This window comes from Pseudomonas sp. REB1044, assembly GCF_038813925.1.
Lineage (GTDB): Bacteria > Pseudomonadota > Gammaproteobacteria > Pseudomonadales > Pseudomonadaceae > Aquipseudomonas > Aquipseudomonas boreofloridensis.
In genome coordinates, this window is record NZ_CP046139.1 from 3,539,484 (window position 1) to 3,552,989 (window position 13,506).

The 13,506-nt window shown below is 63.9% G+C and carries 8 protein-coding genes and 1 pseudogene; 7 read left to right on the top strand and 2 right to left on the bottom strand.

Annotated elements, in window-relative coordinates; translation table 11 throughout:
- Positions 1 to 3 precede the first annotated feature (3 nt).
- Positions 4 to 2,379: a phosphoenolpyruvate synthase gene (gene ppsA, locus GKC70_RS16255; protein ID WP_039583090.1), complete on the bottom strand. Its 2,376-nt coding sequence runs from the start codon at positions 2,377 to 2,379 to the stop codon at positions 4 to 6.
- 181 nt (positions 2,380 to 2,560) lie between these two features.
- Here ppsA and GKC70_RS16260 point away from each other — a divergent pair.
- A pseudogene (locus GKC70_RS16260) lies at positions 2,561 to 3,378 on the top strand (pyruvate, water dikinase regulatory protein).
- An 86-nt stretch (positions 3,379 to 3,464) separates the two neighbouring features.
- Here GKC70_RS16260 and GKC70_RS16265 read toward each other — a convergent pair.
- The gene (locus GKC70_RS16265; protein ID WP_342649284.1) at positions 3,465 to 8,330 is read right to left on the bottom strand and encodes an NAD-glutamate dehydrogenase; all 4,866 of its coding nucleotides are present in this window, start codon (positions 8,328 to 8,330) and stop codon (positions 3,465 to 3,467) included.
- A gap of 345 nt (positions 8,331 to 8,675) precedes the next feature.
- On the opposite strand from GKC70_RS16265, the gene GKC70_RS16270 reads away from it, so the two are divergent.
- The 6 genes from GKC70_RS16270 to tnpB all read left to right on the top strand — a co-directional run bounded on the left by GKC70_RS16270 (position 8,676) and on the right by tnpB (position 13,498).
- Complete coding sequence (locus GKC70_RS16270) at positions 8,676 to 9,029, top strand: hypothetical protein (protein WP_317870345.1); 354 nt, start codon at positions 8,676 to 8,678, stop codon at positions 9,027 to 9,029.
- Between the two features lie 74 nt (positions 9,030 to 9,103).
- Positions 9,104 to 9,814 (top strand): FadR/GntR family transcriptional regulator, encoded by a 711-nt coding sequence (locus GKC70_RS16275; protein ID WP_342649285.1) that lies wholly within the window; start codon positions 9,104 to 9,106, stop codon positions 9,812 to 9,814.
- Positions 9,815 to 9,915: 101 nt separating this feature from the next.
- Complete coding sequence (gene lhgO / locus GKC70_RS16280; protein WP_342649286.1) at positions 9,916 to 11,109, top strand: L-2-hydroxyglutarate oxidase; 1,194 nt, start codon at positions 9,916 to 9,918, stop codon at positions 11,107 to 11,109.
- A 43-nt stretch (positions 11,110 to 11,152) separates the two neighbouring features.
- A complete protein-coding gene (locus GKC70_RS16285; protein WP_342649287.1) occupies positions 11,153 to 12,481 on the top strand; it encodes an MFS transporter in 1,329 nt (442 codons plus the stop codon).
- 218 nt (positions 12,482 to 12,699) lie between these two features.
- On the top strand, positions 12,700 to 12,837 hold the full coding sequence (locus tag GKC70_RS16290) for a hypothetical protein (RefSeq protein WP_240326970.1): 138 nt from the start codon (positions 12,700 to 12,702) through the stop codon (positions 12,835 to 12,837).
- A 301-nt stretch (positions 12,838 to 13,138) separates the two neighbouring features.
- On the top strand, positions 13,139 to 13,498 hold the full coding sequence (gene tnpB / locus GKC70_RS16295; RefSeq protein ID WP_029614001.1) for an IS66 family insertion sequence element accessory protein TnpB: 360 nt from the start codon (positions 13,139 to 13,141) through the stop codon (positions 13,496 to 13,498).
- Positions 13,499 to 13,506: the final 8 nt, after the last annotated feature.

Sequence of the window (13,506 nt, forward strand, 5' to 3'; positions counted from 1 at the left end):
GCATCAGGCGGCGCCCTGGCCCTCGGCCAGGAAGAACCAGGTTTCGAGCACCGAGTCCGGGTTCAGCGACACGCTTTCGATGCCTTGCTGCATCAGCCACTTGGCCAGATCCGGGTGGTCCGAAGGGCCCTGGCCGCAGATGCCGATGTACTTGCCGGCCTTGTTGCAGGCGGCAATGGCATTGGCCAGCAGCTTCTTGACCGCCGGATTACGCTCGTCGAACAGGTGGGCGATGATGCCGGAGTCGCGATCCAGGCCCAAGGTGAGCTGGGTCAGGTCGTTGGAGCCAATCGAGAAGCCGTCGAAGTATTCGAGGAACTCCTCGGCGAGAATGGCGTTGGACGGCAGCTCGCACATCATGATCACGCGCAGGCCATTGTCGCCACGGGCCAGGCCATTCTCGGCCAGCAGGTCTACCACCTGGCTGGCCTCGCCGAGGGTACGTACGAACGGCACCATGATCTCGACGTTGGTCAGGCCCATCTCGTTGCGCACGCGCTTCAGGGCACGGCATTCGAGCTCGAAGCAGTCACGGAACGACTCGCTGATGTAACGCGACGCCCCGCGGAAGCCCAGCATCGGGTTCTCTTCTTCCGGCTCGTACAGCTTGCCGCCGATCAGGTTGGCGTATTCGTTGGACTTGAAGTCCGACAGACGCACGATGACCTTTTTCGGCGAGAAGGCTGCCGCCAGGGTGCTGATGCCTTCGACCAGCTTCTCGACATAGAACTCGACCGGGTCGTTGTAGCCGGCGATGCGCTTGTCGACGCTATCCTTGAGCTCCGGCGGCAAGCCGGCATAGTTCAGCAGCGCCTTGGGGTGCACGCCGATCATGCGGTTGATGATGAATTCCAGGCGCGCCAGGCCGACACCGGCGTTGGGCAGCTGGGCGAAGTCGAAGGCACGGTCAGGGTTGCCGACGTTCATCATGATCTTGAACGGCAGTTCCGGCATGGCGTCCACAGAATTCTGCTTGACGTCGAAGCCCAGTTCGCCTTCGAAAATGAAGCCGGTGTCGCCCTCGGCGCAGGACACGGTCACGCCCTGACCGTCCTTGAGCAGTTGCGTCGCATTGCCGCAACCGACCACGGCCGGAATGCCCAGCTCACGGGCGATGATCGCGGCGTGGCAGGTACGACCGCCACGGTTGGTGACGATGGCGCTGGCGCGCTTCATCACCGGCTCCCAGTCCGGGTCGGTCATGTCCGAGACCAGCACGTCACCAGGCTGAACCTTGTCCATCTCCGACACATCACGGATCACGCGCACCTTGCCGGCGCCGATGCGCTGGCCGATGGCGCGGCCTTCGACCAACACCGTGCCCTTTTCCTTGAGCAGGTAGCGTTCCATGACATTGGCGCTGGCGCGGCTCTTCACCGTTTCCGGGCGGGCCTGGACGATGTACAGCTTGCCGTCGTCACCGTCCTTGGCCCACTCGATGTCCATCGGGCGCTGGTAGTGCTGCTCGATGATCATGGCCTGCTTGGCCAGCTCGTTGACTTCGTCGTCGCTCAGGCAGAAGCGCGCACGCTCGGCGCGATCGACCTCGACCGTCTTGACCGAGCGACCGGCCTTGGCTTCGTCGCCATAGACCATCTTGATCGCCTTGCTGCCCAGGTTGCGGCGCAGAATGGCCGGGCGGCCAGCCTGCAAGGTGTTCTTGTGCACGTAGAATTCGTCAGGGTTGACCGCGCCCTGCACCACGGTTTCGCCCAGGCCGTAGGCGCCGGTGATGAACACCACGTCGCGGAAGCCCGATTCGGTGTCCAGGGTGAACATCACGCCAGCGGTGCCGGTTTCCGATCGCACCATGCGCTGCACGCCGGCCGACAGAGCCACCAGCTTGTGGTCGAAACCCTGGTGTACGCGATAGGCGATGGCGCGGTCGTTGAACAGCGAGGCGAACACTTCCTTGGCCGCGCGGATCACGTTGTCGACGCCACGAATGTTGAGGAAGGTTTCCTGCTGACCGGCGAACGAAGCGTCCGGGAGGTCTTCGGCCGTGGCCGAGGACCGCACGGCGACGGCCATGTTGTCGTTGCCGGCAGCCATTTCGGCGAAGGCCGTACGAATTTCGGCATCCAGGCGCGCCGGGAACTGCGCGTCCATCACCCACTGACGGATCTGCGCACCGGTCTTGGCCAGGGCGTTGACGTCGTCCACGTCCAAGGCATCGAGCGCGGCATGGATGCGCTCGTTCAGGCCACTTTGCTCGAGAAAATCACGGTACGCCTGAGCCGTAGTGGCAAAGCCGCCCGGCACCGAAACGCCGGCACCTGCAAGATTACTGATCATCTCGCCTAGGGATGCGTTCTTGCCCCCCACATGCTCCACATCATGGACGCCGAGCTTATCGAGGGAAACTACGTACTCTACCAAGGTGATCTCTCCACTGACTGTGTTGGAAAAGCTCAAGGGCGCCCGCCTGTCGGGGTTGCGGCTGGGCCGGGACGCTTGTGGCCTGGACCTGGAAAATAAGTGAGAATGCCGAACGTCCGCGTTCGGCAAACCGAACCTATCATATCCAGAAACATTCGGCAGCTTAAGGCCCTTGGCGCAAATGAAACGATCCGCGTTCTTCATCTCCGACGGTACCGGCATCACGGCCGAAACACTGGGCCAAAGTCTGCTAGCGCAGTTCGATACCATCCCTTCGCCAAATTCACCCGTCCCTACATCGATACGCTCGACAAGGCCCACGCCATGGTCCAGCAGATCAATGCAGCGGCCGAGCGCGACGGCGTCCGTCCGATCATCTTCGACACCATCGTCAACCAGGACATCCGCGAAGTCATGGCCACCTCCAATGGCTTCATGATCGACATCTTCTCCACCTTCCTGTCGCCGCTGGAACAGGAGTTGACCGCCCACTCGTCTTATTCGGTGGGCAAGTCGCATTCCATTGGCGGCAACTCCAACTACATGGAGCGGATCGAGGCGGTGAACTTCGCCCTGGACAACGACGACGGCGCGCGCACCCATTATTACGACAAAGCCGACCTGATATTGGTGGGCGTGTCGCGATGTGGCAAAACGCCGACGTGTTTGTACATGGCCATGCAGTTCGGCATTCGCGCCGCCAACTACCCGTTGACCGAAGACGACATGGAACGTCTGCAACTGCCACCGGTGCTGAAAAAGCACCATAACAAGCTGTTCGGCCTGACCATCGACGCCGACCGCCTCACCGCCATCCGCCATGAGCGCAAACCCAACAGCCGTTATTCGAGCTTTGCCCAGTGCGAGTTCGAGGTGCGCGAAGTGGAGAACCTGTTCCGCCGCGAGAACATCCCCCACATCAATTCCACGCATTTCTCGGTGGAAGAGATTTCGGCGAAGATCCTGGTGGAGAAAGGGGTGGAAAGACGGTTCAAGTAACACCGTAACGGCCCACCACCAGACCGTCGAAGACAGACAAAAAAGCCCCGGTATCGCTACCGGGGCTTTTCATTTAAGCGCAAGACTCAGGAAGGAATCACCACCGCCTGCCCGCTCAGCGCCAGGTCGACCAGCTCGCGGTTGGCCACCGCGTACATCGCATAGTCGGTGCCGCTGGCGTTGCGCAGGTCGTCGAGCATGGCGCGCCAGCGCTCGACCATCACCCGGTGCTGCTCGGCCCACAGGGCCACGCGGGCATCCATGTCGTCCGGGGCATCGGCCATCTGCAGCACGGAAATGGTGATCGCGCGCTGCTGCAGGTCGATGTCGTCGCGGAACGCCTCGCGGGCCAGTGCCTGCCAGTTGTTCTCCACCGGCAGGTTGCTGATCTCCTGCAAGTACCAGGTCAGGTCCAGCGCGCTGCCCACGGCGAAGAACGCCTTGGCCACCTGGGCCGGTTCGTGGCCGGTGACGTCCGAGGCCTCGATGATCGGCAGCAGGGTGTACAGGTGCGTGGTGCCGGCCACCATGCGCGCCAGCAACTCCGGCACGCCCGCTTCGACGAAGCTCTGGTAGCGCGTCTGCCAGCGCTCGCGGGTCGGACCTTCCAGCAGTTCGTCGAGCTTGAGCCCCAACTGCGCGATCTTCGGCCCGAAGTGCGCCGTGTCGCGGCCGGCGTCCTGCTCGTTGCGGCGGCTGCGCAGGAACCAGCGGGTGGCGCGACGGCCCAGACGCATCAGCTCATCCATCAGGGTCAGCTGGATGTCGGCCGGGACCTGGTAATCCAGTGCCTCGATCTGACGGAACCAGTGCGGCAGGTGGAAGATGTCGCGCACGATCACGTAGGCACCGGCGACATTGGCCGGGCTCATGCCGGTGGACTCCTTGAGGCGCTGCACGAAGGTGATGCCCATGTTGTTGACCAGGTCGTTGGCGATCTGGTTGCTGACGATCTCGCGCTTGAGGCGGTGACGGCGCATGGCCTCGGCGAATTTGCTAACCAGCGACGGCGGGAACGCGGTTTCCATGTCGCGGGTCAGGTACTCGTCGTCCGGCACCTCGGACTTGAGCAGTTGCTCCTTGAGGTCGATCTTGCTGTAGGAGATCAGCACCGACAGCTCGGCACGGGTCAGGCCGTGGCCGGCGGCCAGACGCTCGGCCAGCAGGTCTTCGCTGGGCAGGAACTCGATGGCGCGATCGAGCTTGCCACGCGATTCCAGATCGGCCATCAGGCGTTTGTACTCGGCGATCCGCTCGCGGGCGCGACGGGCGGCGAGCGACAGCGCCTGGGTCTGCTTGTAGTTGTTGCCCAGCACCAGGGCCGAGACTTCCTCGGTCATGCTGCCCAGCAGCTGGTTGCGCTGCTTCTCGGTCATGTCGCCGGCCTGCACCACTTCGTTGAGCAGGATTTTGATGTTGACCTCGTGGTCGGAGCAGTCCACGCCACCGGCGTTGTCGATGAAGTCGGTGTTGGTGGCGCCGCCGTGCAGGCCGAATTCGACGCGGCCGAGCTGGGTCATGCCCAGGTTGCCGCCCTCGCCCACCACCTTGCAGCGCAGCTCGTTGCCGTTCACCCGCAGAGCATCGTTGGCCTTGTCGCCGACGTCGGCGTGGCTTTCGCTGCTGGCCTTGACGTAGGTGCCAATACCCCCGTTCCACAGCAAATCGACCGGGGCCTGCAGCAGCGCGTGCAGCAGTTCGGTCGGAGTCAGGCGGTCGGCTTCGATGGCGAAGCGGGCCTTCATCTGTGGGCTGATGGCGATGCTCTTGGCACTACGCGGGAAGATACCGCCGCCTTCGGACATCAGCGTGGTGTCGTAGTCGGTCCAGGCCGAACGCGGCAGTTCGAACAGGCGCTTGCGCTCGGCGAAGCTGCTGGCCGGATCCGGATTCGGATCGACGAAGATGTGCAGGTGGTTGAACGCGGCCACCAGTTGCAGCTTGTCCGACATCAGCAGGCCGTTGCCGAACACGTCGCCGGCCATGTCGCCGATGCCGACCACGGTGATCGGGTCTTCCTGCACATTGATGCCGCGCTCGCGGAAGTGGCGCTGCACGCCGACCCAGGCGCCACGTGCGGTGATGCCCATGCCTTTGTGGTCGTAGCCCGCCGAGCCTCCGGAGGCGAAGGCATCGCCCAGCCAGAAGCCATAGTCGTTGGCGATGCCGTTGGCGATGTCGGAGAAGGTCGCGGTGCCTTTGTCCGCTGCCACCACCAGGTAGGGGTCGTCCTCATCGTGGCGCACCACGTTGACCGGCGGCACCACGCCGCCGTCCTTGAGGTTGTCGGTGATGTCGAGCAGGCCGCTGATGAAGATGCGGTAGCAGGCGATGCCCTCGGCGGCGATCTCGTCGCGCCCGCCGCCCAAGGGCAGGCGACGCGGCAGGAAGCCGCCCTTGGCGCCGACCGGCACGATCACCGAGTTCTTCACCTGCTGGGCCTTGACCAGGCCGAGCACTTCGGTGCGGTAGTCTTCCTCGCGGTCCGACCAGCGCAGGCCGCCGCGGGCGACGTTGCCGAAGCGCAGGTGCACGCCTTCGACCCGTGGCGAGTACACGAAGATCTCGAACTTGGGCACTGGCTTGGGCAGCTCGGGGATCAGCCGTGGGTTGAACTTGAAGCTGAAGTAGCCCTTGCTCTGACCGTTGCTGTCGGTCTGGTAGAAGTTGGTGCGCAAGGTGGCCTTGATCAGGTCCAGGTAGCGACGCAGGATGCGGTCTTCGTTGAGCACCTGAACGTCGTCCAGCGCGTTGAGAATCGCTTGCTCCAGGCGCTGCTGCTTGTCGTCCAGGTCATCCTGGCCGAGCTTGCGCGCCAGGTAGAAGCGGGTCTTGAACAGCCGGGTGAGCTCGCGGGCGATGTCGGTGTGGTTGTTCAGGGTGCTGGCGATGTAGCCCAGGTCGAAGCCCAGACGGATCTGCTTCATGTAGCGGGCATACGCGCGCAGCAGCGCCACGTCGCGCCACGGCAGGCCAGCGGTGAGCACCAGGCGGTTGAACGCGTCGTTCTCGGCTTCGCCCTGGACGATATGGATGAAGGCGTCCTGCAGGGTGTCGTTGAGCTGCTGCAGGTCCAGGCTCAGCCCTTCGCTGTAGGTGAAGGCGAAGTCGTGAATCCAGAACTCGCGGCCATTGGCATGACGCAGCCGATACGGGAACTCGCCGAGCACGCGCAGGCCCAGGTTCTCCAGGATCGGCAGCACGTCGGACAGCGCCAGCGGCGTGTCGGCGTGGTACAGCTTGCAGTGCAACTGACGCTCGCCGATCTGGGTGAGCGGCTGGTAGAAGCTCATGGCCAGGGGCTTGGCCTCGGACAACGCCAGCACATGCTGCATGTCGACCACCGCCGAGTGCGCGGCGAAGCGCTCGCGGTAACCGGCCGGGAAGCCTTTGGGGAAATCGGCCAGGATGTTGGTGCCCTGGGCTTCGCCGAAGTTGTCCACCACCAGCGCCGAATAGTCGTCCTGCCACGAGCGGCAGGCCTGGATCACTTCGTTTTCCAGTTGCTGCGGATCGATGTCGATGCGGTTTTTCGGATCGACCCGCAGAATCAGTTGCACCCGCGCCAGCACCGATTCGGAGAAGAAGGTCCAGAACTCGCAGTCCGAGGCCTTCAGGCGCTCCATCAGCACCTGCTGGATCTTCTGGCGCACTTCGGTGGAATAGACCTCACGCGGCACGTAGGCCAGGCAGTAGCAGAAGCGGCCGTAGGGGTCTTTGCGCAGGAACACGCGGATCTTGTTGCGCTCCTGGATCTGCACGATCGACATCGCGGTGCTGAACAGCTCGTCGATCGGGGTCTGGAACAGGTCGTCGCGCGGCAGCACTTCCAGGACCTGGGTCAGCTCCTTGCCCAGGTGCGCCTTGGGGTCGAAGTGCGAGCGGCGCTCCACTTCGGCGACCTTTTCGCGAATGTACGGAATGGTATAGACGCTCTCGCCGTACACCGTGGAGGTGTACAGGCCCATGAAGCGGCATTCCTTGAGGACCTTGCCGTCGGCATCGATCTGACGGATCGACACGTAGTCCGGGTAGGCCGGGCGGTGTACGCGGCTCGGCTGCGAGGCCTTGGCGAACGACAGCAGGCGCGGCTCGCGCAGGTAGCTGACGGCGTAGTCCTCGATGCGCAGGTCGTCGCTGCTCAGGCCAGTGCGCAGCACGCGCGGCAGGCCGAGGAACGAGGATTCGTCATACGCCAGGCTGCCGCCGGCGGCGTCGGTCTCGACCACGAATTCCTCATAGCCGAGGAAGGTGAAGTGGTTGTCCAGCAGCCAGGTGAGGAAGCTCTGCACCTCGGCCTTGTCATGCTGCGCCGGCCCGAAGGCGTTCTCGCCCACCAGCGCCAGCAGGTCGCGGACCTTGGCCTTCATCGGCTCGAAGTCAGCCACCACCACGCGCACATCGGCCAGTACCAGCTCCAGCTCGCGGGTCAGGCTGGTCAGCTCGGCAGCGTTGGCGCAGCGGTCGATCTCCAGGTACATCAGCGATTCGTGATTGACGCCTTCACCCTGGGTGCCCTTGGGCAGCAGTTCGAGCAGTTCGCCCTTGGCCCCACGCCGGGTGCTGAGCACGGTGGTCTGCAGGGTGTGGATGCTGTAGCCGCGGCGGTTGAGCTCGGTACGCACCGAGTCGACCAGAAATGGCAGGTCGTCATGCAGGACTTCGACCACGGTGTGCGTGGACTGCCAGCCATGGCGCTCGTAGTCCGGGTTGTAGACCCGCACCAGCGGGGTGGCCGAGTCGAAGCGCTCGATGGTGCGCCAGGCAGAAAGGGTGCAGCCGGCCAGGTCGGACAGCCGACGCTGGGTGAGTTCGTCCAGAGAGATGATGCCGAAGAACTGCTCAGCGAACAGCGCCACTTGTGGCAGGGACTGTTCGCTGATGTGCTGCGCCAGGGCCGCTTGCAGTTGATGCTGGAAGTCGGCCTTGCTGGCTGCGGTGAAAAACGCCATCTGTGGTACTCCGCTTGGGCTTTTTTTTGGTGAAGCGTCGTGTACGTGTACGTCCGCCGTTCAGGATCAACCATAGCCAACCCATGGCGACAGAACGATGGAATCAAGGCGTCGGACAGGTCCCGCGCGTCGGCGTTCCGGGCCACCCGCCAAGGATGAGCACCTCAAAGACGACTGCCGGGGCTGTGGCCTTACGGCTGCCCATCGACTGGGCAGCTTAACGACTGAGCGGTCACCGCGGCTTGCAGCGCTGCGACATATTCGGTCAAGCGGCGGTAACTGTGCATTTATGCGCAGTGCCAAGGCTGGCACAATCGCGTTTCACTTCCTTAAACCGAGCCGCCCATGCAACTGAAAACCGCCCTGCTCTTCGCCACCCCGTGCGACGACGAAGAAGACGACATGGCGACCCTGTGCTGCCACAGCGACAAGGGCCAGATGTTCCTGCTCACCCGCTACCCCGACGAAGACACCGTCGACCTGACCCTGGACGACGAGCCTTCGACGCTGGATGGGTTGACCGTGACGTTGAGCGCCGAACGCCTGCTGATCGAGGTGGCCCCCGGTGATCGCGATGCCCTCAAGGGCGACGCGCAACTGGAAATCCTGCTGACCTCGGCCGGTAGCGACCTGGACGAGGTGGCGCTGACCTTGCGCAATATTCTCGACGGCACCGGCACCTTCGTCTCCGAGCTCTGACGGCCGCGGGCACGATTGACAGATCGCCAGGCCCTAGGCATTGTCTGACAACCTGACCACTAGGCAATCCTTCCATGCTTGAGCTCCAGCGCCCCGACACCCTCGTCGACCGAGTGGTCAGCGCCATCCGCGCCGAGATCGACGCCGGCCGACTGGCCGCTGAATCGCGCCTGCCCACCGAACAGCAACTGGCCGAGCAGCTCAACGTCAGCCGCTCCGTGGTGCGCGAGGCGGTGGCGCAGCTCAAGGCCGACGGCGTGCTTATAGCCCGACGCGGACTGGGCTCCTACATTTCCCAGACCCCCGGCGGCACCGTGTTCCGCTTCCCCGGCAGCAGCGGACGCGCGCCCGACCTGGTGCAGATGTTCGAGATGCGCCTGTGGATCGAAACCCAGGCCGCCGCCATCGCTGCGCGTCGGCGTGATGCCGCCGACCTGACGCGCATGGCCGATGCTCTGCAGATCATGCTCGACTCCGGCAGCGACCTGACTCGCGCCGCAGCCGCCGACGTGGCCTTTCACCGCGCCATCGCCGAAGCCAGCAAGAACGATTACTTCGTCGCCTTCCACGATTTCCTCGGCGGTCAGTTGGCCAGCGCCCGCCGTACCGCCTGGGAAAACTCCGCCCGCCCAGCGATCGGCGGGTCGGCCGACGCCAGCCGCGAGCACCAGGCGCTGTACCAAGCCATTGCCGACGGCGACCGCCACGCCGCCGCCGGGTGCGCCGAAGCGCACCTGCGCGCCTCGGCCAAACGCCTGAAGATCGACCTGCCCGCACTCGACTGAAGCCCATGACGCTCCGGGGCAGAGGCCCCGGATTTTTAACGCACTACTTTGTCTGACAACCTGATAATCAGATTCAAAGACACGCACTCAAGGTAATCCGCATGACCCACGACTATTGCATCATCGGCGGCGGCATCGTCGGCCTTGCCACCGCGATGGCCCTGCTGGAACAGCGCCCCGGCGCCTCGCTGTTGCTCCTGGACAAGGAAGACCAATTGGGTCGCCATCAGACCGGCCACAACAGCGGCGTGATCCACGCCGGCATCTACTACGCACCCGGCAGCCTCAAGGCCGAACTGTGCAAACGCGGCGCCCAGGCCACCAAGGACTTCTGCCACGAGCACGGCATCGCCTTCGAGGTGTGCGGCAAGCTGCTGGTGGCCTCCAACGACCTGGAGATGCAGCGCATGCAGGCGCTGTACCAGCGCTCGCAGCAGAACGGCCTCAAGGTTGAGCGACTGGACGCGGACGCCCTGCGCCATCGCGAGCCGAACATCGTCGGCCAGGGCGCGCTGTTCCTCGATGCCACCGGCATCGTCGACTACAAGGAAGTGTGCAAGGCCATGGCGCGGGTGATCGAGCGCGCCGGCGGCGAGGTGCGCCTGTGTACCACGGTGCGCGCGATCCAGGAACACACCGACCACGTCACCATCACCAGCGACGCCAACACCTGGCGTGCACGGCAACTGGTGGCCTGCGCCGGCCTGCAATCCGACCGCCTGGCGCGCTTGGCCGGGGTCAGCATCGATCACCAGATCATCCCTTTCCGCGGCGAGTACTACCGCCTGCCGCCGAGCAAGAACGGCATCGTCAACCACCTGATCTACCCCATCCCCGACCCCGACCTGCCCTTTCTCGGCGTGCACCTGACGCGAATGATCGACGGCAGCGTGACCGTCGGCCCGAATGCCGTGCTCGGCCTGGGCCGCGAAAACTACCGCAAAGGTTCGGTGAACTGGCGCGACGTGGCCGAGTACGCCCGCTTTCCCGGGTTCTGGAAAACCCTCTGGAACAACCTGGGCTCCGGCACCACGGAAATGAAGAACTCGGTGTTCAAGCGCGGCTACCTGGAGCAGTGCCGCAAGTACTGCCCGTCGCTGGAAATCGACGACCTGCTGCCGCATGAAGCTGGCATCCGCGCCCAGGCAGTAATGCGCGACGGCACCCTGGTGCATGACTTCCTGTTCGCCGAGACGCCGCGCATGGTGCATGTCTGCAACGCCCCCTCGCCGGCCGCCACCTCGGCCATTCCCATCGGCCAGATGATCGCCCAGCGCATCCTCAAGGCCCGCTGAATTCTGCTGCACCTTCCACTACAAAGACAATAAGGAATAACCCATGTCGGCACATGAAACGGCCCCGTCCGCGACGGAAACCCCCGACCAGCAACGCAAGCGCCTGCGCAAGGTCGCGGCGGCGACCATCTTCGGCTCGATGCTGGAGTGGTATGACTTCTACCTCTACGCGACCATGGCCGCGATCGTGTTCTCGAAGATCTTCTTCGACGCCAGCAACCCGGCGGTGGCCTCCCTGCTGGCCTTCTCCACCTTCGCCATCGGCTTCATCGCCCGCCCGTTCGGCGGCATCCTGTTCGGCTACCTGGGCGACCGCTTCGGCCGCAAGCACGTGCTGGTGATCACCTTCTGCCTGATGGGTGTATGCACCACGCTGATCGGCCTGATCCCCGGCTACGCCACCCTCGGCATCTGGGCGCCGATCCTGCTGGTGGTGATCCGCATCATCCAAGGCCTGGGCGCCGGCGCCGAACTGTCCGGCGCAGCGGTCACCTCTTACGAGCACGCCAGCGAAGGCAAGCGCGGCAGTCAAGGCGCCTGGCCAGCGCTGGGCCTGAACCTGGGCCTGCTGCTGTCGTCGCTGACCGTGTACCTGCTGACCATGAACGGCAACGACTTCCTGCTGGCCGGTGGCTGGCGCATCCCCTTCATCGCCAGCATCGCACTGGTGGCGGTGGGCCTGTGGGTGCGCAAGAGCATCCCGGAAACCCCGGACTTCAAAGCCCTGGACACGGCCGAGGACACCCCCAAGGTCTCGCCACTCAAGTTGCTGCTGCGCAATGACCGCAAAGGACTGGCCGTGGTGTTCTTCGTGGCCGTCGGCTACAACGCCCTGAGCTACATCTTCAAGACCTTCTCCCTGGCCTACCTGACCCAGTTCAAAGGCGTCGAGGCCCACGTCACCTCCCTGTCGGTGACCATCGCCAGCCTGGTGGCGATCTTCGCCGTGCCCTTCTTCGGCTGGCTGTGCGACCGCTGGAGCAGCAAGACCGTACTGATGCTCGGCGGCCTGCTATCGGTGCTGTTCGCCTACCCCTTCCTGCGCCTGCTGAGCACCGGCGAGCCGACGCTGATCTATGTAGCGATCGCCCTCGGCACCGGCATCCTGGCGCCCATGATGTTCGCCCCACAGGGCTCGTTCCTGAGCCGACAGTTCCCCACCCAGACCCGCGCCTCAGGCTTCGGCACCGGCCGCGAAATCGGCACGGCGGTGGCAGGCGGCATGGCGCCTCTGGGCGGGCTGGCATTGGTGGCAGGCTCGGCGACGCACTCCACCGATGGCGTCGCGCTCATCCTGGCGGTGGCTGGGGTGTTGGTGGTGGTGTTCGCCCTGCTCGACCAAGGACGCAAGTATTCCAGCGCCAAGAACTGAGGCGGCGGGGATTTGCGACGTTACGCCACACTGGCGCGTTCGACGGGGCTGATCTTTACTGCTCCGGGTCCGGCCCTCGCTGGCCTGTCTGGCGATGTGCCGCGACCGGGCGAACGGACCTTCCGGGCGAGTGTGGTGTGCCCGCCAGTGTCCGGGATGACCGACCGTACCCTCACTATGGATAGAACGCGTGGGTTTACCCACTCAGGAGCTTGCGAATGAAGAACGTACTGTTGGCGGTGTTTCTGCTCTGTGGTTTCTCCCTGACTGCCCAAGCGGCGTGCCCGGTGTTCGGCCCGTCGAAAGACCCTTGCAGCGGGCCGGTGTTTGGGCCTTCGACTTGTCAGTGTCCTTGAGGTAGGAGCGGTGTGGCGGGCTCGGGGGATTGGGCCCGCTATGGAAAACTCCGAACAAGTTGCCATCAGCTCGAAATGGACGGCTCGGGCACGTCGAATAGCCCGATTTTCAGCCGCTGGCTATTGGATAACCAAAACGCAGCCTTGATTTCCTGCCCTCACGGACGCACCTCTCCAGCGGCCGGTAATAATTGCCGGTGTACCATCCACAGATTGTAACCGCTCCATGAACCCCACATTCAAAGCGCGAAGTTGATCCCCAATGCTGTGCTCCCGATCTCTTTCTGGAGCCAGCCCCGTCATGATGCGACCCGACGCCAAAGTCGAAAAAGTCTATCTCTACCCCAAGCCCGTCGACTTCCGAAAGTCGATTGACGGCCTGGCCGCTCTGGTCGAACTGGATATCAAAGTGGCGGTGTTTGACCCCGTGCTTTTCGTGTTTCTCAACAAGCCGCGCAACCGCGTGAAGATCCTCTACTGGGAACGAAACGGCTTCTGCCTTTGGCTCAAGCGCCTCGAATCCGAGCGTTTCAAAACATCGCCTGACGCCACCGACGAGGCGATCATTCTGACCGTCCAGGAACTCAACTGGCTGCTCGACGGTTTTGACCTCTGGCGTAATCGTCCTCATCAGGTTTTGACGCCGCGCTACGTGGCGTAACCCGGTAT